Origin of the sequence: Pseudomonas sp. R28(2017) (assembly GCF_002112505.1) — a bacterium.
Classification (GTDB): Bacteria; Pseudomonadota; Gammaproteobacteria; order Pseudomonadales; family Pseudomonadaceae; genus Aquipseudomonas.
This window is the reverse complement of sequence record NZ_NEHW01000013.1, coordinates 79,314-104,812: the sequence shown is the minus strand read 5'-3', so window position 1 is coordinate 104,812 and position 25,499 is coordinate 79,314. Positions and strand designations below refer to the sequence as shown.

At 64.7% G+C, this 25,499-nt stretch carries 23 protein-coding genes and 1 riboswitch; of the genes, 6 read left to right on the top strand and 17 right to left on the bottom strand.

What is annotated here, in order from left to right; genetic code table 11:
• Positions 1-10 precede the first annotated feature (10 nt).
• The 4 genes from CAF78_RS21500 (at position 11) to CAF78_RS21485 (ending at position 2,869) form a co-directional block, all read left to right on the top strand.
• On the top strand, positions 11-754 hold the full coding sequence (locus CAF78_RS21500) for an ABC transporter substrate-binding protein (RefSeq protein WP_085677097.1): 744 nt from the start codon (positions 11-13) through the stop codon (positions 752-754).
• 263 nt (positions 755-1,017) lie between these two features.
• Entirely contained in the window at positions 1,018-1,635 is a 618-nt protein-coding gene (ribA, locus tag CAF78_RS21495; protein WP_085677098.1) for a GTP cyclohydrolase II, read from the top strand.
• A complete protein-coding gene (locus tag CAF78_RS21490) occupies positions 1,632-2,051 on the top strand; it encodes an MFS transporter (RefSeq protein ID WP_085677099.1) in 420 nt (139 codons plus the stop codon). Before ribA ends, CAF78_RS21490 begins: the two co-directional genes overlap by 4 nt.
• The gene (locus CAF78_RS21485) at positions 2,051-2,869 is read left to right on the top strand and encodes a cobalamin-binding protein (protein ID WP_085677100.1); all 819 of its coding nucleotides are present in this window, start codon (positions 2,051-2,053) and stop codon (positions 2,867-2,869) included. The genes CAF78_RS21490 and CAF78_RS21485 overlap by 1 nt, the downstream gene beginning before the upstream one ends.
• On the opposite strand, the gene CAF78_RS21480 is transcribed toward CAF78_RS21485, so the two are convergent.
• From CAF78_RS21480 to ribB, 5 genes are all read right to left on the bottom strand, one after another.
• Positions 2,841-4,712, bottom strand: a complete 1,872-nt coding sequence (locus CAF78_RS21480; protein WP_085677245.1) for a TonB-dependent receptor domain-containing protein — start codon at positions 4,710-4,712, stop codon at positions 2,841-2,843. The two genes, CAF78_RS21485 and CAF78_RS21480, sit on opposite strands and share 29 nt — an antisense overlap.
• Before the next feature lie 85 nt (positions 4,713-4,797).
• Positions 4,798-6,693: a 1-deoxy-D-xylulose-5-phosphate synthase gene (gene dxs, locus CAF78_RS21475; protein WP_085677101.1), complete on the bottom strand. Its 1,896-nt coding sequence runs from the start codon at positions 6,691-6,693 to the stop codon at positions 4,798-4,800.
• A 109-nt stretch (positions 6,694-6,802) separates the two neighbouring features.
• Positions 6,803-7,690: a (2E,6E)-farnesyl diphosphate synthase gene (gene ispA / locus CAF78_RS21470; protein ID WP_085677102.1), complete on the bottom strand. Its 888-nt coding sequence runs from the start codon at positions 7,688-7,690 to the stop codon at positions 6,803-6,805.
• Complete coding sequence (locus tag CAF78_RS21465) at positions 7,687-7,929, bottom strand: exodeoxyribonuclease VII small subunit (protein ID WP_085677103.1); 243 nt, start codon at positions 7,927-7,929, stop codon at positions 7,687-7,689. The genes ispA and CAF78_RS21465 overlap by 4 nt, the downstream gene beginning before the upstream one ends.
• A 209-nt stretch (positions 7,930-8,138) precedes the next feature.
• Positions 8,139-8,789, bottom strand: coding sequence for a 3,4-dihydroxy-2-butanone-4-phosphate synthase (gene ribB, locus CAF78_RS21460; RefSeq protein WP_085677104.1), 651 nt, complete (start codon positions 8,787-8,789; stop codon positions 8,139-8,141).
• Positions 8,790-8,869: 80 nt separating this feature from the next.
• A riboswitch (FMN riboswitch) is annotated at positions 8,870-9,011 on the bottom strand.
• 62 nt (positions 9,012-9,073) lie between these two features.
• Here ribB and CAF78_RS21455 point away from each other — a divergent pair.
• Entirely contained in the window at positions 9,074-10,309 is a 1,236-nt protein-coding gene (locus CAF78_RS21455; protein ID WP_371856911.1) for an RtcB family protein, read from the top strand.
• A 111-nt stretch (positions 10,310-10,420) separates the two neighbouring features.
• On the opposite strand, the gene CAF78_RS21450 is transcribed toward CAF78_RS21455, so the two are convergent.
• The 3 genes from CAF78_RS21450 to CAF78_RS21440 form a co-directional block, all read right to left on the bottom strand.
• Positions 10,421-11,311 (bottom strand): alpha/beta hydrolase, encoded by an 891-nt coding sequence (locus tag CAF78_RS21450; protein WP_085677106.1) that lies wholly within the window; start codon positions 11,309-11,311, stop codon positions 10,421-10,423.
• Positions 11,312-11,393: 82 nt separating this feature from the next.
• On the bottom strand, positions 11,394-12,740 hold the full coding sequence (locus tag CAF78_RS21445) for a sensor histidine kinase (protein WP_085677107.1): 1,347 nt from the start codon (positions 12,738-12,740) through the stop codon (positions 11,394-11,396).
• Positions 12,740-13,432: a response regulator transcription factor gene (locus CAF78_RS21440; protein ID WP_085677108.1), complete on the bottom strand. Its 693-nt coding sequence runs from the start codon at positions 13,430-13,432 to the stop codon at positions 12,740-12,742. Before CAF78_RS21440 ends, CAF78_RS21445 begins: the two co-directional genes overlap by 1 nt.
• A gap of 193 nt (positions 13,433-13,625) precedes the next feature.
• On the opposite strand from CAF78_RS21440, the gene CAF78_RS21435 reads away from it, so the two are divergent.
• Positions 13,626-15,803 carry a TonB-dependent siderophore receptor gene (locus CAF78_RS21435; RefSeq protein WP_085677109.1) on the top strand — a complete coding sequence of 726 codons (2,178 nt, stop codon included), beginning with the start codon at positions 13,626-13,628 and terminating at the stop codon, positions 15,801-15,803.
• Between the two features lie 329 nt (positions 15,804-16,132).
• Here CAF78_RS21435 and CAF78_RS21430 read toward each other — a convergent pair whose 3' ends face one another.
• The 9 genes from CAF78_RS21430 to CAF78_RS21390 form a co-directional block, all read right to left on the bottom strand.
• The gene (locus CAF78_RS21430) at positions 16,133-16,822 is read right to left on the bottom strand and encodes an XRE family transcriptional regulator (RefSeq protein WP_085677110.1); all 690 of its coding nucleotides are present in this window, start codon (positions 16,820-16,822) and stop codon (positions 16,133-16,135) included.
• Positions 16,823-16,999: 177 nt separating this feature from the next.
• On the bottom strand, positions 17,000-17,527 hold the full coding sequence (gene ppa / locus CAF78_RS21425) for an inorganic diphosphatase (protein ID WP_003255365.1): 528 nt from the start codon (positions 17,525-17,527) through the stop codon (positions 17,000-17,002).
• 105 nt (positions 17,528-17,632) lie between these two features.
• A complete protein-coding gene (locus CAF78_RS21420; protein ID WP_085677111.1) occupies positions 17,633-18,448 on the bottom strand; it encodes a zinc-dependent peptidase in 816 nt (271 codons plus the stop codon).
• Positions 18,449-18,456: 8 nt separating this feature from the next.
• Positions 18,457-19,104, bottom strand: a complete 648-nt coding sequence (locus tag CAF78_RS21415) for a DedA family protein (RefSeq protein ID WP_085677112.1) — start codon at positions 19,102-19,104, stop codon at positions 18,457-18,459.
• A 299-nt stretch (positions 19,105-19,403) separates the two neighbouring features.
• Positions 19,404-19,862 carry a GNAT family N-acetyltransferase gene (locus tag CAF78_RS21410; protein WP_085677113.1) on the bottom strand — a complete coding sequence of 153 codons (459 nt, stop codon included), beginning with the start codon at positions 19,860-19,862 and terminating at the stop codon, positions 19,404-19,406.
• Between the two features lie 109 nt (positions 19,863-19,971).
• Positions 19,972-20,793: an ethanolamine ammonia-lyase subunit EutC gene (eutC, locus tag CAF78_RS21405; RefSeq protein ID WP_085677114.1), complete on the bottom strand. Its 822-nt coding sequence runs from the start codon at positions 20,791-20,793 to the stop codon at positions 19,972-19,974.
• Positions 20,794-20,802: 9 nt separating this feature from the next.
• Complete coding sequence (locus CAF78_RS21400) at positions 20,803-22,197, bottom strand: ethanolamine ammonia-lyase subunit EutB (RefSeq protein WP_085677115.1); 1,395 nt, start codon at positions 22,195-22,197, stop codon at positions 20,803-20,805.
• Between the two features lie 46 nt (positions 22,198-22,243).
• Positions 22,244-23,692 (bottom strand): ethanolamine permease, encoded by a 1,449-nt coding sequence (gene eat / locus CAF78_RS21395; protein WP_085677116.1) that lies wholly within the window; start codon positions 23,690-23,692, stop codon positions 22,244-22,246.
• Between the two features lie 208 nt (positions 23,693-23,900).
• Complete coding sequence (locus tag CAF78_RS21390; RefSeq protein WP_085677117.1) at positions 23,901-25,421, bottom strand: aldehyde dehydrogenase family protein; 1,521 nt, start codon at positions 25,419-25,421, stop codon at positions 23,901-23,903.
• Between the last annotated feature and the right edge of the window lie 78 nt (positions 25,422-25,499).

The window sequence follows — 25,499 nt, the reverse complement described above, 5'->3', positions numbered from 1 at the left end:
GAGCGTTTCGATGGCCATGAGGACTGTGCTGCTGGCAATGATGCTGAGCCTTGCCCCCTGGGTGATGGCGGCCGATGCGTTACCGAAGCAGATTCACCTGGTCAGCGAAGAGTGGATCGACTACACCAACGCCGATGGCAGCGGCGTGGCCTGGGATGTGCTGCGCAAGGTGTTCGAACCCGCCGGGGTCAAGGTGGTGACCCAGAGTGCGCCTTACAGCCGCGCGGTTGGCCTGGTCAAACGTGGCGAGGCCGATGCCTGGGTCGGGTCGTACAAGGAAGAAAACGACGACAACCTGTACCCGCGCTGGCATTTCGACCTGGACCACATCTATGCCCTGGGCTTGGCCAGCAAGCCGGTGCCGACCTTGGCCACCGTCGGCCAGTACCGCCTGGCCTGGGTGCGCGGCTATGACTACGGCAGCTACCTGCCCAACGTGCACAACTTCCGCGAAATCCAGCGCCGTGAAGGCATCCTGCCGATGCTCGAACATGAGCGGGTGGATTTCTACATCGATGCGCAGACCGAGGTCGACTACGTGCTCGGGCAGACCTCCCAGCCGGAGCGCTTTCGCAGCACCCATGTGGCCGAATTGCCGTTGTACCTGGCGTTTTCCAGGAGCGAACAAGCCAAGGCCTTGCGCGACCTGTTCGACAAACGCATGGCCGAGCTGGTGCGCAGCGGCGAGTTGAAGCCGATCTTCGAGCATTGGAAGCAGCCTTATCCCTTCACGGTTGATAGCAAGCCGCAGTAAGGCCTCTGTCTCATGGCCTGCGCGGTCCCCTGTGGGAGCGGGCGAGCCCGCGAAGCAGGCGGCGCGGTGGATGGCACCGGCTTTGCCGGTGTTCGCGGGCACGCCCGCTCCCACAGGGATTGTGTAAGGCCCAAGCGAGTGCCAGCCCCCGACTAAGCATCGAACTTTTCGATCTTAAGCCACGGTATTCAACGAGCGCACACGCGGCGACCTGCTGATACAATCGGCTCACGAGAAATTTCCTACTTATCCAGGAGCACAACGTGCCCGTCGTCTTTGTTGCCGCCTCGAAACTCCCGACTCCCTTTGCGATCTTCACCATGCATGGCTTCCTCGACGAAGCCACTGGCCGTGAGCACGTGGTGCTCAGCCTGGGTGATATCGCCGACGGCGAGCCGGTGTTGGGGCGCCTGCACTCTGAGTGCCTGACCGGCGATGCCCTGTTCAGCCAGCGCTGCGACTGCGGTTCGCAGCTGGAAGCCGCGCTGCAGGCGATCGCCCGCGAAGGCCGTGGCGTGCTGCTGTACCTGCGTCAGGAAGGCCGTGGCATCGGCCTGTTGAACAAGATCCGCGCCTATGAGCTGCAGGACGGTGGTGCCGACACCGTCGAGGCCAACGAGCGCCTGGGCTTTGCCGCCGACCAGCGCGACTACGCCATGTGCCTGCCGATGCTGGAGCACCTGGGCGTGAAATCGCTGCGCCTGATGACCAACAACCCGCGCAAGGTCAAGGCGCTGACCGACATGAACATCAAGGTCGCCGAGCGCGTGCCGCTGCACACCGGCCACAACCCGCACAACCGTTACTACCTGGCGACCAAGGCCGGCAAGCTTGGCCACATGCTGGGTAACGAACACCAGGGCGAGGTGCCCCAGGCGTGACCCGCGGCGAGGTCAAGCGGCGCCTGGCGCTGACCTGGTGGCAGTACCTGGCGGTGGGCCTGGTACCGCTACCGGTCATGGCCTGGGCCTTTGGTGGTGGCGATGCGCTGATCCCGGTGCTGGCAATGCCACTGTTCATCGCCGGTGCCGCGACCATGTTCCTCAGCCTGCCGCGCTTCGGTGCCTACAAGCGCGCGCTGATCGCCACCTCAAGGGTGCTTGGCACGGCTGAAGAGCCTGCCGCCTGGATCCTCCTGGCGCGGGTGCGGCGCATGGCCATGCTGTTTGCCTGCTTCCCGGCCTGGGTCGCCGCGCTGTCGGTGCTGGTCGGGCTGGAGGCGGTGCCGCAGATCCTCCTGGCGCTGTCCACCGTGGTGCTGCTTTACCTCTACCGCATTCCACGTCAGCTGGGCTGATGCGCGTTCTGTTTTGCCTGCTGGCACTGCTGGCCCTCAGCGCAAGGGCCGGCGAGCCTTTGCGCGTGGTCAGCCTGGCGCCGTCGATGAGCGAAATCATGCTCGAACTGCACGCCGATGACCTGCTGGTGGGCGTGCTCGATGGCGGCGAGCGTCCCCAGGCACTGCAGCGGCTGCCTTCGGTCGGGCGCCAGGGCCAGCTGGACATGGAAACCCTGCTCAGCCTCAAGCCCGACCTGCTGCTGCTCTGGCCCGGCAGCGTGGCACCGACCCAGCGCGACCAGCTCAAGCGCCTGGGTATCGCCACGTACAGCGCCGAACCCCACGACCTGAACCAGTTGCTCGACCAGATCGAGGCCATCGCCGTGCGTGTCGGCCGGGGCGAGCAAGGCCAGCCCTATGTGCAGGCCCTGCGCGAGCGGCTGCAGCAGCTGCGCCAGCAATATGGGCGCGAGCAACCGGTGCGGGTGTTCTATCAGGTCTGGGACCGGCCGCTGTACACTCTGGGCGGGCAGCAGGTGGTCAGCGATGCCCTGGCGGTGTGCGGGGCGCGCAATGTCTTTGCCGATCTGAGCCAGCCGGCCCCGCAGGTGAATGTCGAGTCGGTGCTGATGCGTGACCCGCAGGTGATCTTGGCGGGCGATGAGGCGCAGCTGGCGAGCTGGAAGGCCTGGCCACGGTTGAGTGCGGTGGCCGGGAAAAACTTGCTGGTGGTGCCTGACAAGGGGCTGGAGCGGCCCAGCGGGCAGATGATCGAAGCCACCGCCCGCCTGTGCGCGCTCCTTGCAGCTAGAGTGCCGGCGTCCAGGTCACGCTGAACAGCGCGGTGCGGCCTTCTTCGCGGTAGCCATAGCTGGCACCGTCGAAACTGTACAGGGCCCGGCTGTAATTCTTGTCCAGCAAGTTATCCAGCTTCACTTCCAGTTTCAGTTCGTCAGTGGCTGCCCAGCCCGCGCGCAGGCCAAGCAGGCCGTAACCGCCCAGGCGGTTGCGGTTGGCTTCATCGTCGTAGCTGGCGCTGACGGCTTGCCAGCTGGCGCCTGCACTGAACCGCCCGAACTGGCGGTCCAGGTCCAGGCTCAGTGTGCGCCGGGCGCGGCGGGCGAGGGTGTGGCCACTGTCGCGGTCGCGCGGGTCGATCAGCGCCACGCCCAGTTGGCTGCGCCATTGGCCCCATTGCTGGTCGAGCGCCATTTCCAGGCCGTTTATGCGCGCCGAAGCCACGTTCTGCGGGATCGAGTCCTGGCCGAAGATGATCGCATCGCGCAGGTCGGTGCGGTACAGCGAGGTTTCCAGGCGGCTGTCGTGGGTCAGCTGGCTACGCCACTGCACTTCATAGCTCTTGGCGCGCTCGGGCTTGAGGCCCGGGTTGCTGAACTGCGGGTAGTACAGGTCGTTGAACGTCGGGGCGCGGAAGCCTTCGCTGTAGGACAGCAGCACATCGTTGTGCGGGTTCAGCGGCACGGTGAGGCTGCCGCTCCAGGTCGTCTGGCCGCCGAACTGCTGGTTCTGGTCGCGCCGTACGCCCACCTCGGTGGAAAAATCTTCGCCGCTGTAGCGGTGCTGGATGAACGCTGCACGGTTCCAGCGGCTGTCTTCGGTGAAGTCGGTGCTGCCGTGCACGCGGTCTTCGTACCAGTCACCGCCGAGCAGCAGGTTGTGCCGTTCGGCCAGGGCCAAGTCGTTCTGCCAGGTGACCTGGTCGCGGTAGGTGTTGAACACGAAGCGCTCGTCGCTCAGCTTGTCGCGCTTGTCGTCACGGTTTTCGCTGTGGGCAAGTTCCAGGCGCGAATGCCAGAGGTCGTTGAGCTGCGCATCGAAGTAACTGCCCAGGCTGCTGACGGTGAAGTCGGTGTAGGGCTTTTGCCCGAAACTCTGGAAGGTGACCGGGTCGAAACGGCCGAACGGGTTGTCGTATTCGCTGCGGCCGCGGCTGTCGAGCAGGTTCAGGCCAGCTTCGAAGCGCTCGCCGAAGGTATGGCTCAGGCTCAGGTTGAGCGACTTGTTGCGGTAGGCGTCATGGTCGCCATCGCTGGCAAACGACGGCCCGGTCGAGTCGATGCCAGCGGTTTCATCGAGGCTGGCGCCGAGGTTGAAACGGGTGGTGTCGTCTCCGCCAGCCAGGCCCAGGCTGCGCTGGAACGTCTGGTTGCTGCCCGCCGCCAGGCGCAGGCGTGGTTGCAGGCCGGGGCCGCTGCTGCGGCGGGTGAAGATCTGGATCACCCCGCCGATGGCATCACTGCCATACACCGCCGAGCGCGAGCCGCGCAGCACTTCGACGCGCTCGATCTGGTCGACATCGAGAAACTGCAGGCCGCTGTCGCCGGAGGTGGCGTTGGCAATGCGCACGCCATCGACCAGTACCAGGCTCTGGGCGGCCTTGGTGCCACGGATGAAGATGCCCGGCAGGCTGCCACGGCCACCGGTGGGAGCGACTTGCACGCCGGGCACGCGGCTGAGCAGGTCGGTGACGCTGCTGGGTTGCAGGCGGTCGATGTCGGCGCGGGTGAAGACGGTGTTGGCGGCACTGGTGGCGGTGCGCGACTCGACCTGGCGGTTGGCGCTGATAAGGATGTCGGGGAGCTTGAGGGCGTCGTCGCGTTCAGCGGCCAGCAACGGCAAGGGGAGGCAGAGCAGTGGGGCAAAGGTCAGGATTTTCATGGTCATTACCAAAGCTCTCGCGGGCAAGCCCGCTCCCACAAGGTATCTCAGCACCTGTGGGAGCGGGCTTGCCCGCGAAAGGGCCCTAGAGCCCGAGCTTGGCCATGCGAGCGTTGACAGAGGCCTCGATGCCAGCAGCATCCAGCCCGCACTCGGCCAGCATCTGCGCAGGCTTGGCGTGCTCGACATAGATATCCGGCAGCCCCAGGTGCAGCAGCGGCTTGACCACGCCCTCATTGGCCAGGAACTCGCCTACGGCCGCCCCGGCGCCACCCATGATGCTGTTCTCTTCGATGGTCACCAGCAGCTCATGGCGGGCAGCCAGTTCCAGCACCAGGGCCTCGTCCAGCGGTTTGACGAAACGCATGTCGACCACGGTGGCGTTGATCTGCTCGGCAACCTGCAGGGCCTCGGCCAACTGCACGCCGAACACCAGCAAGGCGACTTTTTCACCCTGGCGGCGAACCACGCCCTTGCCGATTTCCAGCGGTTCGAGGTCGCCGCTGATCGGTGCGTTCGGGCCAGTACCGCGCGGGTAGCGCACTGCAGCCGGGCCGTTGTACAGGTGGCCGGTGCTGAGCATCTTGCGCAGCTCGTTCTCGTCGCTCGGGGTCATCACCAGCATGCCCGGGATGCAGCGCAGGTACGACAAGTCGTAGCTGCCGGCGTGCGTCGGGCCGTCTTCGCCCACCAGGCCGGCACGGTCGATGGCGAACAGCACATCGAGGTTCTGCACCGCCACGTCGTGGATCAGCTGGTCGTAGGCGCGCTGCAGGAAGGTGGAGTAGATCGCCACCACCGGCTTGCTGCCTTCGCAGGCCATGCCGGCGGCGAGGGTGACCGCGTGCTGCTCGGCGATCGCCACGTCGAAATAACGCTGTGGGTAACGTTCGCTGAAAGCCACCAGGTCCGAGCCTTCCTTCATCGCCGGGGTGATGCCCACCAGGCGGTTGTCGGCGGCGGCCATGTCGCACAGCCACTGGCCGAACACGGCGGAATACTTCGGCCCGCTGACCTTCTTCGGCGCGGCCGGCTTGTCGGCAGGCTCGAGCTTGGTGATGGCGTGGTAGCCGATCGGGTCGATCTCGGCCGGGGCGAAGCCCTTGCCCTTCTTGGTCACCACGTGCAGGAACTGCGGGCCCTTGAGGTCTCGCATGTTGCGCAGGGTGGCGATCATGGTCGGCAGGTCGTGGCCGTCGATCGGGCCGATGTAGTTCCAGCCCAGCTCTTCGAACAGCGTGCCCGGCACCAGCATGCCCTTGGCATATTCCTCGGTGCGGCGGGCGATTTCCCAGGCACCGGGCAGGCGCGACAGCACCTTCTTGCTGCCCTCGCGCATGCTCGCATAGGTGCGGCTGGAGAGGATCTTGGCCAGGTAGTTGGACAAGCCGCCGACATTGCGCGAAATCGACATGTCGTTGTCGTTGAGGATCACCAGCATGTCGGCGTTGACTTCCTGGGCGTGGTTCAACGCTTCGAAGGCCATGCCGGCAGTGAGGGCACCGTCGCCGATCACCGCGATCGACTTGCGTGCGCTGTTCTGCAGGCGGGCGGCAATGGCCATGCCCAGCGCAGCGCTGATCGAGGTGCTGGAGTGGCCGACACCAAAGGTGTCGTACTCGCTCTCGCTGCGGCGCGGGAAGGCAGCGATGCCGTCCTTCTGGCGCAGGCTGAGCATGCGGTTGCGGCGCCCGGTGAGGATCTTGTGCGGGTAGGCCTGGTGGCCGACGTCCCACACCAGCCGGTCGTCCGGGGTGTCGAAGACGTAGTGCAGGGCGATCGTCAGCTCGATGACGCCCAGGCCGGCGCCAAAATGCCCACCGGTCTGACCAACGGTGTAGAGCAACTCCTGGCGCAGTTCGTCGGCCAGGGTCTCCAGGTCGGCTTCGGCCAACCGGCGCAGGCCGGCAGGCGTGTCAGCGCGGTCGAGCAACGGCGTGACCGGGCGTTCGCGGGGGATCTCTTGAAACGTCGTGGGCATCAGGCGAGTCGTTATAGGTGTGTGAAGACGCGGCAGTTTACCCCATTGTAGGAAAAGCTGCCCCTGTGGGAGCCGGCTTGCCGGCGATGGGCCGCATGGCGGCCCTTGGTCAATGACGGCGCTCGACGATATAACGCGCCAATGCCCGCAGCGGCTCGGCGGGCTCACCAAACCCTTGCAATGCGACCAGCGCCTGGTCACGCAGTTCGATCGCATAGGCCTTGGCGGCTTCCAGCCCCAGCAGCGCCGGGTAGGTCGGTTTGTCACGGGCGATGTCGGCACCCTGGCGCTTGCCCAGGGTGGCCGTGTCGCTTTCCACGTCGAGGATATCGTCCTGCACCTGGAATGCCAGGCCGATGGCCTGTGCATACGTCTGCAGGGCAGCCAGTTGCGCCTGTTCGGCGCGGGCACTGGCCAGGGCGCCGAGGCGCACGCTGGCTTCGATCAGCGCACCGGTCTTGTGCCGGTGCATGAACTCCAGGGCCTGCTGGTCCAGCTTCAGGCCGACCGAGCCGAGGTCGATGGCCTGGCCGCCGACCATGCCCGCGGGGCCTGCAGCCTTGGCCAGGGCCTGGACCATGGCCAGGCGGATGCTGTCGTCCTGCGGGCTCAGGCGTGGGTCGAGCAGAGCGCTGAAGGCCAGGCTCTGCAAGCCATCCCCGGCGAGAATCGCGCAGGCTTCGTCGAAGGCCTTGTGGGTGGTTGGCTGGCCACGGCGCAAGTCGTCGTCGTCCATGGCCGGCAGGTCGTCATGGACCAGCGAATAGGCGTGGATCAGCTCCACCGCACAGGCGGCACCGTTGGCTTGCTCGGCCGGCGCGCCAAGGGCTTCGCAGGCAGCATAGGCCAGTAGCGGGCGCACGCGTTTGCCGCCATTCATCACGCTGTAGCGCATGGCCGCATAAAGGCGCTCCAGCTCTTTGGTCGGGGCGCTGAACAGCGGTTCGAGGGCGGCGTCGACACGGGCCTGGCAACTGGCCTGGTAAGCGCTGATCATGCTTCTGGCTCCGCATCGAACGGCTGCGCGGCGAGTTCGCCGTCACGTTCCAGCAGAATCTGCACTTTCTGTTCGGCCTGGGCCAGGGCACCCTGGCAATCGCGGGTCAGGGCGATGCCTTGCTCGAACGCGGCCAGCGAGTCTTCCAGCGACAATTCGCCGTTCTCCAGGCGTTCGACCAGGGCTTGCAGGTCGGCGAGGGATTGCTCGAAATCGATGGTGGCTTTTTTGCGGGCCATGGCGACAGTCTCGTTGGCGGGTCAGAACCGCGCGACGTTAGCAGAGCGGGGCGGGGGGAGCAAACTTCAGGCAACTTGAGGCCGGATTTGCCGGCCTCTTCGCGGGCAAGCCCGCTCCCACAGTCATCTCACCGCCCTCAAGCTGTGTGAGATCCCTGTGGGAGCGGGCTTGCCCGCGAATGGGCCGCAAAGCGGCCCCGTGCGGTCGGTCAGGCAGGCTCGGCTTCCCGCACGACCATGGCCTCACGGCACCGCGCCAGCTCTTCGATGGTCAGCACCGGCAGGTTGTACTGCCGCGCATACACCGCCACCTGCTCACCCCGTGCCATGCTGCCATCGGGGTTCATCAACTCGCACAGCACCGCCGCCGGCCGCAGCCCGGCCAGGCGTGCCAGGTCCACCGAGCCTTCGGTGTGCCCGCGACGGGCCAGCACACCACCATCACGCGCGCGCAGCGGGAACACATGGCCAGGGCTGACGATATGGCGTTGCTCGGCGGTCGAGCGCAGCGCCGCTTCGATGGTGGTGATGCGGTCCTGCGCGCTAACGCCAGTGCTCACGCCTTCTGCTGCCTCGATGGTGACAGTGAAGCCGGTGCCGTGACGGGCCTGGTTGTTCTGCACCATCGGCGCCAGCTGCAGGGCATCGACAGTGGCTTCGTCCAGGCACAGGCAGACGATGCCGCTGCAGTCGCGGATCATCATGGCCATGGTCTGCAGCGACAGGTTCTCGGCGGCGGCAACGATATCGGCTTCGTCCTCGCGGTCGTCATCGTCGAGCAGCAGCACAGGGCGCCCGGCCTGGAAGGCGGCGATGGCGGCGGACACATTGGGAAATTGTTTTTGCAGCAAAGGGGACATGAAACGCTCCTCGTGATTGATCGATGAACGTCTCGGGGCGAACAAAATGCGCGCGCAGGGGCGCCCGAATGGCCCCTGCCTGACGCCTTCTTTCATCCGGACTATGACCGTCGGCTCTGGAGTCGCACCAGATCTGCTGACCCCCGGCATGGCCGGGGCGCTCGCGGGCTCATCTTTCGATTTACCGCCGGTGGGGACTTTCACCCCGCCCTGAAGACCGGCCAAGCATACAGCACTGTGCCACCGTTCTGGCAACCCGCTGTTCTACGACCTTCGGCGGTATCATGCAGGCATGGCTCAACAGGAACCGTTCCATGGACATTCTCCAGGTCGCCGGCGGCAAGCCGGTCAAACTGTGGACCGACGGCGTGCCGGTCGAAGACGACGCCCGCCGGCAACTGCTCAACACGGCGCAGATGCCGTTCATCTTCAAGCACCTGGCGGTGATGCCGGATGTGCACCTGGGCAAGGGTTCGACCATTGGCAGCGTGATTCCCACGCTCGGCGCGATCATCCCCGCCGCGGTGGGGGTGGACATTGGCTGCGGCATGATCGCCGCGCGTACCTCGCTGCAGGCGCGCGACCTGCCAGACAACCTGCATGGGCTGCGTAGCGCCATCGAGCAGGCCGTGCCCCATGGCAAGACCTTTGGCAAACGCGACCAGGGTGCCTGGGACAACGTGCCGGGTTCGGCAGACAAGGCCTGGGGCCAGCTCGCCGGGCGCTTCAAGGCCATTACCGACAAGTACCCGCGCCTGGAAAAGACCAACAACCGGCACCATCTTGGCACCCTGGGCGGTGGCAACCATTTCATCGAGGTGTGCCTGGACGAGGCCGACCGCGTGTGGTTCATGCTGCACAGCGGCTCGCGCGGTGTGGGTAATGCCATCGGCAACCTGTTCATCGAACTGGCCCAGGCCGACATGCGCCAGCACCTGGCCAACCTGCCGGACAAGGACCTGGCCTACTTCGAGGAGGGCAGCCGCCATTTCGCCGACTATGTCGAGGCGGTGGAGTGGGCGCAGGACTTTGCCAGGCGCAACCGCGAGCTGATGATGCAGGCGGTGGTCGCGGCCACCCGCAAGGCACTGGGCAAACCCTTCGAGGCCAGCCTGGAGGCGGTCAACTGCCACCACAACTATGTGCAGCGCGAGCAGCATTTCGGGCGCGAGGTACTGGTGACGCGCAAGGGCGCGGTGTCGGCGCAGAAGGGGCAACTGGGTATCATTCCCGGCTCCATGGGGGCCAGGAGCTTCATCGTGCGGGGGTTGGGCAACGAGGAATCGTTCTGCTCCTGCAGCCATGGCGCGGGCAGGGTGATGAGCCGGACCAAGGCCAAGAGCCGCTTCACCGTGGACGACCAGCGGCGGGCCACGGCGCATGTCGAGTGCCGCAAGGACAAGGACGTGATCGACGAGATTCCGATGGCGTACAAGGACATCGATGCAGTGATGCGGGCGCAGAGCGAGTTGGTGGAGGTAGTGCACACGCTGCGGCAGGTGGTTTGTATAAAAGGGTGACTTGTACTGGCCTCTTCGCGGGCAAGCCCGCTCCCACAGGGATCGCACCGCTTTCAGAGTGGGTGCAGGACCTGTGGGAGCGGGCTTGCCCGCGAAAGGGCCGGGACAGGATTACCGCGACATATCCTCAATCACCTTACTCAGTGAAGCCGGCAACATCGGCCCATGCCCCAGGCCTTCGAAGCGCTCGAAACGCACCTGCAGCCCCTGCACCCTGGATAGGCCAGCCGCCAGTTCCCGCGCCGGCCGCTCCACATCGCCCTTCACCGGCATGCGCGGATTCGCCGGCTCTTCACTCCCGCGCATCAGCAACAAGCGCGGCCGGCTATCCCCCAGGCGCTGCTGCAACCCCTGCGCCTCACGCACGATCGCCCCGTCGTGCCACCACAGCGATGGGCTGGCCGCCGCATAATCACTGAACGCCCCAGGCCGGGTGAACAGTGCATGCAGCACCGCCAGGCCACCATAGGAATGCCCCCACAGTGTCTGCCGCTGCAGGTCGATCGGTGCCACGCCCACCACCCGCGGCCGCATCTGCTGGGTGAGCAGATCAAGGAACGCCTCCACCCCACCGCTGGGCTCGCCCGTCAGCGGATCGCGCTGCTCGGCCTGCCCGGGCACTGCCGGGGTGTAGTCGAAGGTCCGCGCGGCCCGCTCGATGCGCTGGTCAGTCTGGTACCCCACGGCCACCAGCAACGGCGCCTGGCCGGCTGCGAGCCGGCTCAGTTGCGGGCTGCCCAGCGCGCCAAGCGCGGCATTGCCGTCGAGCATCCACAGCACCGGATAACCAGCGGCAGGGGCCGGGCGATCCGGCTTGCCGATCCACAGGCGGTAATGGCGCTGACCGTCGGCCGAGTCCAGGTCGAGGTGGCTGAAGCGGTAGGCCAGGTCCTGGCGCTGCAGCAGCGATGTGTCCATCTTCTGGTCACGTTCCGGCTGCGCCACGGCAAAGGGGGTGGCCAATGCCAGTGCCATGACCAGAGGCAGGGTCATCTTGCTCATCAGGTGTCTCATCTGGGCCTTGCAAGGCGCGCAAGGCGGGAAAGGCCAGATGATAATCAGTGTTGTTTGGGCGTAAAGCGCATTAACTTTCTAAACATTCCTGGCCGATCGGCAGCAGCACATGCAGGCACAAGCCAGGGTGACCATTGCTGGCCCACAGCCGGCCGCCTTGCAGTTCGATGGCGCGGCGGGCGATGGCCAGCCCCAGGCCGAAGCCTGCACCGCTGTCAGGCAAGCGTTGGTAGGGTTGGAAGATACGCTCGAGGTCTGCTTGCGCTACGCCAGGGCCCTGGTCGCTCAGGCGCAGGTGCCAGCAGTCGCCGTCACGCCAGCCATCGAGGCTGACCCGGCCGCCCGCGGGCGAATGGCGGATGGCGTTGCGCATCAGGTTTTCCAAGGCCTGGGCCAGGCTATCGAGATGAACCTGTACCCGGCAATCGGTGCCCAGCGAGCAGGGCAGGCGCGAGGGCTCCCAGCCACTTTCGAAGCAGATGTCCTGGCGCAGCGCTTCCCACACCGAAAGCATCAGCACCGGCTCGGTGGGCAGCTGCGGCTGTTCGGTGTCCATCCAGGCAAGGTCCAGGGTGTCTTCCAGCAGCTTCTGCATGTCGTTGACCTCGCGCTCCAGGCGCTCGCGCAGTTGCGCCGGCGGCAAGTCGCTGTCATGGGCGATGCGCAGCCGTGCCAACGGTGTGCGCAATTCATGGGACAGCGTACGCAGCAGCAGGCGCTGTTGCTCCAGGCTCTGGCGCAGGCGCCCGGCCATGTGCTCGAAGGCCTGGGCCAGTTCGCCCAGTTCGTCACGGCGTTCCTGGAGGGGCAGGCCCGGGCTGTCCAGGTCGTCTGCGCGCAGGGCATCGGCCCGGTCACGCAGCCGGTTGAGCGGCACCACCAGCTGCCGATAGATCGCCAGGCCCAGCAGCAGGGCCAGCAGCGTGGGCGCGACGCCGTGGGTGATGACGTGGGTCCAGGGCGTGAGGCCGGTAGGCAGCAGGCGTTCCGGCAGTTGCATCACCAGGCGGCCGTTCTCGGGGTGTTGCGGGAACTCGATGCTGACGTAGGGCAGTTCATCCTGCAGGCGCCGGCTCATCGGCCAGTCGAGCTTGCGCATGAAGGTCAGGTGGCTGGCCTCTTCGGCATCCAGCGCCGTGGTGCCCAGGCTTTGCAGGTGCGGCCCGAGCAGCACCGCCCAGGTGTCTTCGGCGTGTTCGAGCTTGCGGCGGAAGGCCTCGGTGCCGGGCGCCCCCGCTTGCCGCCAGGCTTGTTCAGCCTGTTGCGCGTAGCGGGCGAGATAGTCCTGGTCGGCCTGGGACAGAAAATAGGTGCTGCGCTCCACCGACAGGCCCCAGGTCCAGATCAGCCAGGTCAGCAGCAGGCAGAAGCTGACCTGCAAGGCGGCCAGCTTCCACAGCAGGGGGTGTCGGCGCATCAGGCGTGTTCCGTGTTGACCAGGATGTAGCCCTGGCCGCGCACGGCCTGGATCTGCAGGTGCTGGGCCGCGATATCGGCCAGCTTGCGGCGCAGGTTGCACACGTGCACATCGAGGCCGCGGTCCAGGCGGGTGTAGGCGCGGTGCAGCACGGTCTGGTACAGGAATGGCTTGCTCAGGGCTTCGCCGGGGTGGGCGTTCAACGTGGCCAGCAAGCGGAATTCCGAAGCGGTCAGGCCAGCCGCCTGGCCGTGGTGCAGCACATCCTGCAGGTACTGGTCGAAGACCAGTAGGCCGGCTTCACTGTGCGCCAGCGTGCTGCGGCCGAAGGCCACCCGCCGCAACAGGGCATCCACCCGTGCGTCCAGCTCGGCGAGGCTGAACGGCTTGGGCAGGTAATCGTCCGCGCCCCGGGTAAAGCCGCTGATGCGGTCCTGCTCGGCGCCCAGCGCCGACATCAGCATCACGGGCACGGCATGCTGGCGGCGCAGTTCGTCGAGCAGGCTGAGGCCATCGATGCCGGGCAGCATGATGTCCAGCAGCACCAGGTCGAAACGATCGTGCTGCACGGCATTCAACGCCTGGGTGCCGGTGGCGCAGGCGTTGACCAGGAAGCCGCGGTTGAGAAAGTGGCGCTGCAGATCCTCACGCAGACGTGCGTCATCTTCGGCGAGGAGGAGTGAGGTGGGCATCGGTTGTCTTTAATGAGAATTCGTATCAGTTAGCCATCATCCCATTGTGAGCGGTAGAAGGGCAATCGCCCCGTGTCGGGCGCATGTGTTAAGAAGGTTAATCCTGCTGCACCCCGGTTTTTCGTCCGGTATCGTTCGCAAAAAGCAACTTGTTTCGTTTGCGATTAAATATCATTTGGACGAAGGGTGTGTCATGAGCGGTTTCAAAGGTGTGGGGAGCCCGCAACGGGTTCGGGGATGGCTGGTGCTGGGGCTGCTGGCGCCGTTTTCGTTGTCGGCACTGGCTGAAACGGTGGCAGAGCAGGCGACTGCGGACGCCACCTCGCTGGACCTGCCGGCCCTGACCATCGAAGGCAACCGCCTGTACGACATGCTGCCCTCGGAGCAGACCGGAGGCTACAGCGTCGATGCCGCCACCGTGGGCACCAAGACCCCGGCGGCGCTCAAGGACATCCCGCAATCGATCACCGTGTACACCCAGGACTACGTCAAGGACCGCCAGTTCGTGCACCTGGACGACCTGGCCAAATACACCGCAGGCCTGCGCACCCTGACCAACGACAGCGGTCGTTCGTCGATCTACGCCCGTGGCTACGAGTACAGCGAGTTCAACATCGACGGCCTGCCGGCGCCGATGGCCAGCATCTTCGGCACCGTGCCGTCGCTGGCGGCCTTCGACCGGGTCGAGATCATGCGTGGCCCGGCCGGCCTGTTCAGCAGCACCAGCGAGCTGGGCGGCATCGTCAACATGGTGCGCAAGCGCCCGACCGCCGAATTCCAGGGCCATGTCGAAGGCAGCTATGGCACCTGGGACACCAACCACGAAGAAATCGACCTGAGCGGGCCGCTGGATGATGCTGGCCGGGTACGTGGGCGCTTCATCGCCTCGCGTGACGACACCAACGGTGAAGTCGATTACAACGCCAATACCAGCAACAGCTACTACGGTGCGCTGGATATCGACCTGGACGACGCCACCACGCTGTCGTTCGGCCTGATCCACGAAGTGAAGAACATCACCCCGCATAACGGCTACCCGGCGACGCTGTCCGGTGAAGTGCCTGATTTCAGCCACTCGAAGTTCCTCGGCGCCGACTGGAACTACTTCGATGGCAAGACCACCGACCTGGTCGCCGAGCTGACCCATCGCTTCGACAATGGTGGCTATAGCCGCGTCGCCGCGCGTGGTTCGCACCGCGACACCAACTACCTGTATGCCTTTACCGCGACCAATGCCACCACCGGCGCCAACTCCGAGCGTGCCAGCGCCCGCGACTTCACCCAGGACACCTACTCGCTGGATGCCAGCTACAGCCAGCCGTTCGAAACCTTTGGCCAGGTCAGCGAATTCGTGGTCGGTACCGACTACAAGAACTACGACACCGAGTACCTCAACGGCACCACCAACCTGGGCAGCATCAACGTCGATACCTACACGCCGACGCGCTTCGCCAAGCCGTCACCGAACTACAGCACCGAGACCGGCATGCAGGAAGAGGAATACGGCCTGTACTCCAAGGTGACTTTCCGCCCGGTAGAGCGCCTGGCGCTGATTGCCGGTGGCCGCTTCAGTTGGTATCGCGGTGATTTCTACACCACCACCCTGAGCAGCGGCTCGACGGTCGACGACAACAAGCGCGTCGATGGCCGCTTCACGCCTTATGGCGGCCTGGTCTATGACCTGACCGAAAACCATGCGCTGTACGCCAGCTATTCACAGGTGTTCAAGCCGCAGTCGGATACCGACAGCAATGGCCGGGTGCTCAAGCCGCGCCAGGGCGAGCAGTACGAGTTCGGGCTGAAGAGCAGCTACTTCGGTGGCGACCTGAACACCCGGTTGTCGGTGTTCCGCCTGACCGACAAGAACCGCGCCAGCACCGAATACGATGCCGATGGCGTGGACACCGGTTTCTCGGTCGCCTCCGGCAAGACCCGGGTCAAGGGCGCGGAAGTCGAAGTCAGCGGCAAGCTCACGCCGAACTGGGAGCTGCTGGCGGGCTACACCTGGATGGAAACCGAAACCGTCGACGGGGACGCCGAAACCACCTTCTTCATCATGCCGCGCAACCAAGCATCGTTGTGGACCAAGTACACCCTCAGCCAGGGCCCGCTGACCGGGCTGGCCGTAGGGGGTGGCGTGTCGGCGATGAGCAACTTCTATTCCGAGAACGGCGGCGTGCGCATCGATGCGCCGGGCTATGCCACTGTGGATGCGATGCTGTCGTACCCGGTGACCTCCAAGCTGACGGCGACCTTCAACGTCAACAACCTATTCAACCGCGATTACCTGTCGCGGGTGGGGTCGACCTCGACGTTCAACTTCTATGGGCCTTCGCGGAGCATGATGGTCGGGGCGCGGTATGACTTTTGAGTAGGGCGTTAACCTTGCGTCGCCTGTGAGATCGAGCGCCGCCCGCGCGGCGCTCGATCTCACAGGCGCTGCCAAACCATCGGCATACAAAAAAAGGGCATTAAAAAGCCGGCTTGTGGCCGGCTTCTCGGGGACGGTTCCGACTAATTTATGGTAAGTCGCAGCCGCCTTAACTGTGTGGCCATCAAGGGCCTGAAAGAGATGGCAAACGGTCGTGTGGAGCGTCGCCGAGCCCTCTGGAACGCGGCTTGCACCGGCCGGGGCTGAATGTGCGGCGTAGCATACAAGGGCTGGCGCGGTCTGCCCAGCAAAAAATGGCACAGAGTGTGTCAGTCGGGCCTTCTCTGGCGGTAATGCGACCAGTGGAACACCCAGCCGAGTACCTCCAGCTTCTGCACCGCGCACTGCAAGGTTGTGTAGCGTTCGACTACCTCCCGCCGGTTGTGGCTATGCAGGCACAGGGTACCCCGGTGGCCGAGGCTCAGGCTGTTCACCCTTAGCCTGCCGTTGTGCAGCAGGGCATAGATCTCGCCATCGACCACTTGGGTGTAGCTGAGGTCGATCGCCAGGATCGCATCGCGTGGGATCCACGGCGCCATGTTGTCGGCCGGCATGGTCATGCAGATGGCTTTGTCCACGGGCACGGCCAATGCCTCCAGCGCAGATGCTGGCATTGCCAGGTGATGACCGTCGAGTGCAATGAGCTCGGCATTGCGTAGCTCGTTAAAGGGCACTTGCACCAAAGGAGCAGGTTGTTCCGATGGCGTTTGCATCGGCGACGTCTGGGGCGCATACATGCGCAGGAACGAGTGCGGGTGCTTGGGGCCTTCACCGGTCAGCAGCCAGCGGCGCTGCACGCAGAACAGCTCGGCCATTTCATCGAGGCGGGCAATCGGGATGCCGCGGGTGAACCAGTTGTTGATGTGCTGCGACGAGACGCGGCGCTGGGCAGCGAAGTCTGAGGGGGTCAGGCCACATTCCCGAAGGAGTGCCTTTAGGCGTTCACCGGATCTGTTCATGAGACCGAGTGTAGCGGCCGCTTGCCAGTAACGAAATGAACGAGATGTTGATCTGAACGGTGTGAAAAGTGCTGGGATGTAGGGCGAAGGTGTAGGAGTGCGTAGGACTTTTTACCTTCCTCCGGCGTCACCCATAAAAAAGCCCCGCCGAGGCGGGGCTTTTTCTGCAAAGCGGTATCAGCCCTTGTAGGCAGCAACCGATTTGGTGATCGCAGCGCGGGCGGCGTCGGCGCCTTCCCAGCCTTCGATCTTGACCCACTTGCCCTTCTCGAGATCCTTGTAGTTCGCGAAGAAGTGCTCGATCTGCTGGATCAGCAGGGCGGGCAGGTCGGTGTATTCCTTCACGTCGACGTACAGCTGGCTCAGCTTGTCGTGAGGAACGGCGATGACCTTGGCGTCGCCGCCGCCGTCGTCAGTCATGTTCAGCACGCCGACCGGACGGGCACGGATGACCGAGCCTGGGGCTACCGGGTACGGAGTCACGACCAGCACGTCCAGCGGATCACCGTCGTCCGCCAGGGTGTTCGGGATGAAACCGTAGTTGGCCGGGTAGAACATCGGGGTGGCCATGAAGCGGTCGACGAACAGGGTGTCGCTGTCCTTGTCGATTTCGTACTTGATCGGCGCGTGGTTGGCCGGGATCTCGATGGCGACGTAGATGTCGTTCGGCAGGTCTTTGCCAGCCGGAATCTTGCTGTAGCTCATTGGGCAGTGCCCCCGTGTTTGATCAAAAAAGTGGCGGCGATTATAGGCACATTCCGCCAGGCCATGCCACGCCTGGCCTGATGTGCGGGCAGATGCGCGGCCGCATCAAGCGTGGCTTTGCCGGTACTCCGGGTGCTCGGCTTGCAGCTGCGCCAGGCGTGCCAGCGGATCCTGGCGGTAGAACAGCGACAGCTGCCGGTACACCTGTGGATAAGCCTGGTGCAGCAGGTCGGGGGCGCTGAAGAAGTATTCGCTGGTGACGGCGAAGAATTCCGCCGGGTTTTCCGCTGCGTAGGGGTCGATGGCGGTTTCTGCGTCGGGGTCCGCGTCGAGCTGGCGGTTGAGGTCGTCATAGGCCTGCTGCATGGCGGCGGCCCAGTCCTCCACGCGCATGCCCGGGTGCAGCGGCGGCAGGCCGTTGGCGTCGCCATTGAGCATGTCGAGCTTGTGCGCCAGCTCGTGGATCACCAGGTTGTAGGCTTCCCAGCCGCCACTGGCCAGCACCCCGGCCCAGGCCAGGATGATCGGCCCCTGCTGCCAGGCTTCGCCGCTGTGCTCGGCATCCCACGCGTGCTCCACGCCGCTGGCATCGCGGTGGCGCTGCGGGCTCTTGAAGTCGTCGGGGTAGAGGATGATCTCGTGGAAGCCCTGGTACCAGTTCAACTCGCCCAGGTGCAACAACGGCAATTGTGCCTGGGCGGCCAGAAACAGGCGTTGCTCGTCGTCCAGTTCGACCCCGGGGAGGGTGGTCAGGTGCTTGTCGAGCAGGAACAGGATGCAGGCTTCGCGCAGCCACCGGTCTTCATCGGCGCTGATCCCATCGAGCATCGGCAGGCGATCGCGGATCACCTGCCATTGCCGTGCATCGATCGGGTAGCGCGCGAGGGTGCGCTTGCGCCGCCAGGCGCTGAAGGACCACATGTCCGCTGTCAGTGGGCCTTGGCGGTGCGGCCCAGGCGGCCACGCAGCAGGCCGAGGATCATCGGTACAAGGGAGAGCACGATGATGCCGACCACCATCAGCGACAGGTGCTGCTTGATGAACGGCACGTTGCCGAAGAAGTAGCCCAGGGTCACCAGGCCGCCGACCCACAGCAACGAACCCGCGACGCTGAAACCGAGGAAGCGCGGGTAGTGCATGTGCGCGATACCGGCCACGAACGGCGCGAAGGTACGCAGGATCGGCAGGAAACGCGCCATGGTCACGGTCTTGCCGCCATGGCGTTCATAGAAATCGTGGGTGCGCTGCAGGTAGTCGCGGCGGAAGATTTTCGAACTGGGGTTGCTGAACAGTTTTTCGCCAGTCGTGCGGCCGATGATGTAGTTGGTGCTGTCGCCCAGAATGGCCGCCGCCATCAGCAGGCCTGCCAGCAGGACCGGGTCCATGCCGCCGCCGGCGGCCACGGCGCCGGCGATGAACAGCAGCGAATCGCCCGGCAGGAACGGCATCACCACCAGGCCGGTTTCGCAGAAGATGACAGCGAAGAGGATCGCGTAGATCCAGGGGCCGTAGTTGGTAACCAACAGATCGAGGTAGGTATCGAGATGCAGGATTAAGTCCAGCGGGTTGAATTCCATGTACAGCACCTGTGTTCTAGACCCGTTTTACGGGCACGCGATGACAGACAATGCCCTGGGCGACGGCATGATGACCTGTTGGTGGGTAAAATTTCACACATGGCAGGTCGAAGCATTATACGGCGAAGTAGGAAACCTGCCCGGGGAGTTTGTAGCGGGGGGTTACTGCGCAAGCCTGTGCTGGCCTCTTCGCGGGCGCGCCCGCTCCCACAGGTACTGCACAGCCCTTGAGCCTTGTGCAGTACCTGTGGGAGCGGGCGTGTCGAGTCGTCGAACCGCCGCGAAGAGGCCGGTGCAGGTCAGTCCTTGTTGATCGGCAGGATGTAGTTCTCGAACTCGGTGTCCTTGCGAAAGCCGATCGACTCATAAGTCTTGCGCGCCACCTCGTTGTTGGCACTGGTCGATACCCGCATGCGCACCGCCTGGGTATCCTTGGCCATTTTCTTGGCCTCACGCATCAAGTGGTCGGCCACCAGCATGCGCCGCGAGTCTTCGGCGACGAAGATGTCGTTGAGGATCCATACGCGTTTGAGGGATAGCGACGAAAAGCTCGGATACAGCTGGCAGAAACCGAGCAACTTACCGTCATCATCGTCCGCCAGGGCCAGGTAGATTACCGATTCTTCGCGTTTGAGGCGCTTTTCCAGAAAGGCACGAGAACTGTCCGGATAAGGGAGCTGCCCATAGAACTCGCGGTATCTGACAAACAGCGGAGTGAGCAGGTCGAGGTGTTCCAGGGTTGCCTTGATGATGCGCATGTGCGGCCCTCAGAGTCCATTTGGGGAAACAGCGGAATGCCTGCAGCGTTCATGGGCATGCTGCCCCAATGCTGGCCATCTGTGCAATCCGCCTTCCGTGACATGTTCTTTAACCTTCGCCGAGCAGGAAGTTGCCTCGCTGGGCAGGGGCATTTTCACTGTCGATGCTATGGACCTCGGCCTCGTCCTTAAGATTCACGCCGGAAAGCTGCCGGCGGCAGGCTTCGCGCATCAGGTATAGCAGGCGATGGGCGGCCATGCCGTAGCTCAGGCCCTCCAGGCGGACATTGGAGATGCAGTTGCGATAGGCATCGGTCAGGCCGACCTTGGGTGCGTAGGTGAAATACAGGCCGAGGCTGTCTGGCGAGCTCAGCCCCGGGCGTTCACCGATCAGCATCACGGTCATGCGGGCGCCGAGCAGCTGGCCAACTTCATCCGCCACCGCCACCCGGCCTTGCTCCACCAGCACCACCGGGGCGCTGGTCCAGCCGTCGGCGGCGGCCTGCTCCTCGAAGCGGGCCAGGAACGGCAAGGTATGGCGGTGCACGGCCAGGGCCGAGAGGCCGTCGGCGACCACGATGGCCAGGTCGACCCCATCGGGGTTGGCCTGGGCATGCTGGCGCAAGCGTTCGGCCGAGTCTTCGTTCAGCCGCCGGCCCAGGTCGGGGCGTTGCAGGTACTGGTGGCGGTCGCTGGCGGCGCTGTGCAACACCAGGCTGTCGCGGCCACGGTCCTTGAGCTGTTCGCTCAGGGCGGCGTGGTCGAAGGCCAGGTGCACGGCATCGCGGGCCTGGGCGTGGGCGAACTGGAAATCCAGTTGTGCGCGGGTGGGCAGGCTGGTGCCGCAACGGCCGAGGGCGATACGCGCCGGGGTCAGGTTGCGCAGGGCCAGCCAGGGATTTTCTTGAGCGGGCGGGGTACGGTCTGCCATGGTCACCTCTTATGCCAGCTGCGCCAAGGCCTGGCGGAATGCCGGCGGCAGGTTGTCGCCAAAGCGCACGCGGCCATCGGCCTGGGTGAAGATGCCGGTGCGTTGCAGCCAGGCTTCGAATTCCGGCCCGGGCTTCAGGCCGAGGGTCTGGCGCGCGTAGAGCGCGTCGTGGAACGACGTGGTCTGGTAGTTGAGCATGATGTCGTCGGAACCGGGGATGCCCATGATGAAGTTGATCCCGGCTACGCCCAGCAGGGTCAGCAGGGTGTCCATGTCGTCCTGGTCGGCTTCGGCGTGGTTGGTGTAGCAGATGTCGCAACCCATCGGCACACCGAGCAGCTTGCCGCAGAAGTGGTCTTCGAGGCCGGCGCGGATGATCTGCTTGCCGTTGTACAGGTACTCGGGGCCGATGAAACCGACCACGGTGTTGACCAGAAACGGTTTGAAATGGCGGGCCACGGCGTAGGCGCGGGTTTCGCAGGTCTGCTGGTCGACCCCGTGGTGGGCGTTGGCCGACAGCGCGCTGCCCTGGCCGGTCTCGAAGTACATCAGGTTCTGCCCGAGGGCGCCGCGCTTGAGCGACAGGCCCGCCTCGTAACCTTCCTGCAGCACGTTGAGGTTGATGCCGAAGCCGGCGTTGGCCGCCTCGGTGCCGGCAATCGACTGGAACACCAGGTCCAGCGGCACGCCGCGGTTGATCGCTTCGATCGAGGTGGTGACGTGGGTCAGCACGCAGGCCTGGGTGGGGATGTCGTAGCGCTGGATGATGGCGTCGAGCATTTCCAGCAGGGCACAGATCGAGGCGATGCTGTCGGTGGCCGGGTTGATGCCGATCATGGCGTCGCCGTTGCCGTAGAGCAGGCCGTCGAGGATGCTGGCGGCGATGCCGGCCGGCTCGTCGGTGGGGTGGTTGGGCTGCAGGCGGGTCGACAGGCGCCCGCGCAGGCCCATGGTGCCGCGGAACTGGGTGACCACGCGGATCTTCTGCGCCACCAGCACCAGGTCCTGCACGCGCATGATCTTCGACACTGCCGCAGCCATTTCCGGGGTCAGCCCCGGGGCGAGCGCGCGCAGGCTGTGCTCGTTGGCCTCGTCGCTGAGCAGCCAGTCGCGCAGGCCGCCAACGGTCAGGTGGCTGACCGGGGCAAAGGCTTGGGCGTCATGGGTATCGACGATCAGCCGGGTGATTTCGTCCTGTTCGTAGGGGATCAGTGCTTCATTCAGAAAATGCGCCAGCGGGATGTTGGCCAGGGCCATTTGCGCGGCCACCCGCTCGCCGTCGTTGGTGGCCGCGACGCCAGCCAGAAAGTCCCCGGAACGGGCCGGGCTGGCCTTGGCCATCACTTCCTTGAGGCTGTCGAAGCGGTAGACCAGGTGGCCTACCGTGTGAACGAAACTTGCCATACAGAATCTCCAGAGCCGCGGGCTGGCCCGCGGCAGGTGGCTTTGATCAGTGCAGGGCCTCTTCGGCCTTCTGGATCGCGGCGAATTCCTCTTCCGGTGTACCCGCGACCAGGTGGTGGCGGCTGTAGAACGCAAAGTAGGCGATCAGTACCGCATAGATCACCGCAGCGCCAATCACCACCCGTGGGTCGACCAGGAAGCCCGCGACCACGGCGATACAGGCCAGCACCAGGGCCAGGCCCGAGGTGAAGATGCCGCCTGGGGTGCGGTAAGGGCGCTCCATTTTCGGCCGGCGGACGCGCAGGGTGATGTGCGCAGCCATCATCAGCACATACGACAGTGTGGCACCGAATACCGCCACCAGGATCAGCAGGTCGCCCTGGCCGGTCAGCGACAGGGCGAAACCGATGATCCCGGGGATCACCAGCGCCATGACCGGGGCCTTGCTCTTGTTGGTTTCCGACAGCTTGCGTGGCAGATAGCCGGCGCGGGAAAGGGCGAAAATCTGCCGCGAATAGGCGTAGATGATCGAGAAAAAGCTGGCGATCAAGCCGGCCAGGCCCACCAGGTTGACGAAGCTGCCCATCCAGGTGGAGCCGCCGTAGGCCTTGGCCAGCGCCTCGACCAGCGGGTTGCCGGATGCCTTCAGCGCTTCGGAGCCCGCACCGCCTGGGCCGACCACCAGGATCAGCAGGGCGAAGGCCAGCAGCACCAGCATCGCGCCGATCAGGCCGCGCGGCAGGTCACGCTTGGGGTTCTTGGTTTCTTCGGCGGCCAGTGGCACACCTTCGACGGCGAGGAAGAACCAGATGGCATAGGGGATCGCGGCCCACACACCGACATAGCCGAACGGCAGGAAGCTGCTGGCCCCGGCGGCGTCCGTTTGGGCGATGTCGAACAGGTTGGCTGCATCAAAATGGGGCACCATCGCCACCAGAAACACCGCCAGGGCGATGGCGGCAATGGCGGTGATGATGAACATCAGCTTCAGCGCTTCACCCACGCCGAAGATGTGGATGCCGATGAAGACCACGTAGAACGCCAGGTAGATCATCCAGCCACCGATGCCGAACAGTGACTGGCAGTAGGCGCCGATGAACGTGGCGATGGCGGCGGGGGCGATGGCGTATTCGATGAGGATCGCCGTACCGGTCAGGAAGCCGCCCCACGGGCCGAAGGCACTGCGGGCAAAGCCGTAGCCGCCGCCTGCGGTGGGGATCATCGAGGAAAGCTCGGCCAGCGAGAAGCACATGCACAGGTACATCGTGGCCATCAGCAGGGTGGCGAGGAACATGCCGCCCCAGCCACCCTGGGCCAGGCCGAAGTTCCAGCCGGCATAGTCGCCGGAAATCACATAGGCAACACCCAGGCCCACCAGCAGTACCCAGCCGGCGGCGCCTTTTTTCAGTTCACGTTGCTGGAAATAGTCCGACCCGACTTTTTCGAAGTCGACGGAAGACCCTGCCGGTGCACCGGCGGAATGATCGCTTGGCATAGTTTCACCTGTTTTTTTTCTTGGTGGCCGGAAGGGGTTCGGGCCGATGGTGATGGGTACTGCAGGAAGCGAGCCAGAGCGGTTGGTACACGGTTGCCGCTCTGGATTTTGTGTTTGCAGGCCAGGCCTCTTCGCGGGCTTGCCCGCTCCCACAGGTACTGCGCGAATCCTGTGGGAGCGGGCGTGCCCGCGAAGGGCGCGACGCGGTTTAGAAGAAGCCCAGCGGGTTGATGTCGTAGCTCACCAGCAGGTTCTTGGTCTGCTGGTAGTGGTCGAGCATCATCTTGTGGGTTTCACGGCCAACGCCGGACTTTTTGTAGCCGCCGAACGCGGCATGCGCCGGGTACAGGTGGTAGCAGTTGGTCCACACGCGGCCTGCCTTGATGCCGCGGCCCATGCGGTAGGCGCGGTTGATGTCGCGGGTCCACACGCCGGCACCGAGGCCGAACTCGGTGTCGTTGGCGATCGCCAGGGCTTCGGCTTCGTCCTTGAAGGTGGTGACGCTGACCACCGGGCCGAAGATTTCTTCCTGGAACACGCGCATGCGGTTGTTGCCTTTGAGCAGGGTCGGCTGAATGTAGTAGCCGGTGGCCAGCGAGCCTTCGAGTTTTTCCACCTTGCCGCCGGTCAGCAGTTCGGCGCCTTCTTCCTGGGCAATCTGCAGGTACGAGAGAATCTTCTCGAACTGCTGCTGCGAGGCCTGGGCGCCGACCATGGTGTCGGTGTCGAGTGGGTCGCCGCGCTTGATCTGCAGGACCTTCTTCATCACCACTTCCATGAACTGCGGGTAGATCGACTCCTGCACCAGGGCGCGCGATGGGCAGGTGCACACTTCGCCCTGGTTGAAGAACGCCAGCACCATGCCTTCGGCGGCCTTGTCGATGAAGCTTGGCTCGGCCTGCATGATGTCTTCGAAGTACACGTTCGGCGACTTGCCACCCAGCTCGACGGTGGACGGGATGATGTTCTCGGCAGCGCATTTCATGATGTGCGAGCCGACCGGGGTGGAGCCGGTGAAGGCGATCTTGGCGATGCGCTTGCTGGTGGCCAGGGCTTCACCGGCCTCGCGGCCATAACCCTGGACGACGTTGAGCACGCCTTTGGGCAGCAGGTCGCCAATCAGCTCGACCAGTACGGTGATGCCCAGCGGGGTCTGCTCGGCCGGCTTGAGCACCACGCAGTTGCCGGCGGCCAGGGCTGGCGCGAGCTTCCAGGCGGCCATCAGGATCGGGAAGTTCCACGGGATGATCTGCCCGACCACGCCCAGCGGTTCGTGGATGTGATAGGCCACGGTATTTTCGTTGATTTCGGCGGCGCCGCCTTCCTGGGCGCGGATGCAGCCGGCGAAGTAGCGGAAGTGGTCGACGGCCAGCGGGATGTCGGCGTTGAGGGTTTCGCGGACCGGCTTGCCGTTGTCCCAGGTTTCGGTGATGGCCAGGATTTCCAGGTTCTGTTCGATACGGTCGGCGATCTTCAGCAGGACGTTGGAGCGGTCCTGCACCGAGGTGCGGCCCCAGGCGTCGGCGGCGGCATGGGCGGCATCCAGGGCTTTGTCGATGTCTTCGGCAGTGGAGCGGGGGAATTCGGCGATCAGCTTGCCGTTCACCGGAGAAGTGTTTTCGAAATACTGCCCTTTGACCGGAGCTACGAACTCACCGCCGATGTAGTTGCCGTAGCGGCTCTTGAAGGAAACCTTGGCGCCCTCGGTACCGGGATGTGCGTAACGCATGGTGTGTCTCCTGGCTATTGTGTTTGTTAGGGAGTTGAAAAGCGTAGAGCAAAGGTTGGGCCAGCGTGGCGAGCCCTA

Coding starts and splice junctions, on each gene's coding strand:
- dxs (WP_085677101.1), bottom strand. CDS start 6,693: ATGCCCACGACGTTTCAAGAGATCCCCCGCGAACGCCCGGTCACGCCG.
- ribB (WP_085677104.1), bottom strand. CDS start 8,789: ATGTCCCCTTTGCTGCAAAAACAATTTCCCAATGTGTCCGCCGCCATC.
- ispA (WP_085677102.1), bottom strand. CDS start 7,690: ATGATCAGCGCTTACCAGGCCAGTTGCCAGGCCCGTGTCGACGCCGCC.
- CAF78_RS21500 (WP_085677097.1), top strand. CDS start 11: ATGGCCATGAGGACTGTGCTGCTGGCAATGATGCTGAGCCTTGCCCCC.
- CAF78_RS21430 (WP_085677110.1), bottom strand. CDS start 16,822: ATGAACAGATCCGGTGAACGCCTAAAGGCACTCCTTCGGGAATGTGGC.
- CAF78_RS21390 (WP_085677117.1), bottom strand. CDS start 25,421: ATGCGTTACGCACATCCCGGTACCGAGGGCGCCAAGGTTTCCTTCAAG.
- ppa (WP_003255365.1), bottom strand. CDS start 17,527: ATGAGCTACAGCAAGATTCCGGCTGGCAAAGACCTGCCGAACGACATC.
- CAF78_RS21420 (WP_085677111.1), bottom strand. CDS start 18,448: ATGTGGTCCTTCAGCGCCTGGCGGCGCAAGCGCACCCTCGCGCGCTAC.
- CAF78_RS21480 (WP_085677245.1), bottom strand. CDS start 4,712: ATGAAAATCCTGACCTTTGCCCCACTGCTCTGCCTCCCCTTGCCGTTG.
- CAF78_RS21465 (WP_085677103.1), bottom strand. CDS start 7,929: ATGGCCCGCAAAAAAGCCACCATCGATTTCGAGCAATCCCTCGCCGAC.
- CAF78_RS21415 (WP_085677112.1), bottom strand. CDS start 19,104: ATGGAATTCAACCCGCTGGACTTAATCCTGCATCTCGATACCTACCTC.
- CAF78_RS21485 (WP_085677100.1), top strand. CDS start 2,051: ATGCGCGTTCTGTTTTGCCTGCTGGCACTGCTGGCCCTCAGCGCAAGG.
- CAF78_RS21400 (WP_085677115.1), bottom strand. CDS start 22,197: ATGGCAAGTTTCGTTCACACGGTAGGCCACCTGGTCTACCGCTTCGAC.
- CAF78_RS21440 (WP_085677108.1), bottom strand. CDS start 13,432: ATGCCCACCTCACTCCTCCTCGCCGAAGATGACGCACGTCTGCGTGAG.
- CAF78_RS21450 (WP_085677106.1), bottom strand. CDS start 11,311: ATGAGCAAGATGACCCTGCCTCTGGTCATGGCACTGGCATTGGCCACC.
- CAF78_RS21445 (WP_085677107.1), bottom strand. CDS start 12,740: ATGCGCCGACACCCCCTGCTGTGGAAGCTGGCCGCCTTGCAGGTCAGC.
- CAF78_RS21455 (WP_371856911.1), top strand. CDS start 9,074: ATGCAGGCATGGCTCAACAGGAACCGTTCCATGGACATTCTCCAGGTC.
- CAF78_RS21435 (WP_085677109.1), top strand. CDS start 13,626: ATGAGCGGTTTCAAAGGTGTGGGGAGCCCGCAACGGGTTCGGGGATGG.
- eat (WP_085677116.1), bottom strand. CDS start 23,692: ATGCCAAGCGATCATTCCGCCGGTGCACCGGCAGGGTCTTCCGTCGAC.
- eutC (WP_085677114.1), bottom strand. CDS start 20,793: ATGGCAGACCGTACCCCGCCCGCTCAAGAAAATCCCTGGCTGGCCCTG.
- CAF78_RS21410 (WP_085677113.1), bottom strand. CDS start 19,862: ATGCGCATCATCAAGGCAACCCTGGAACACCTCGACCTGCTCACTCCG.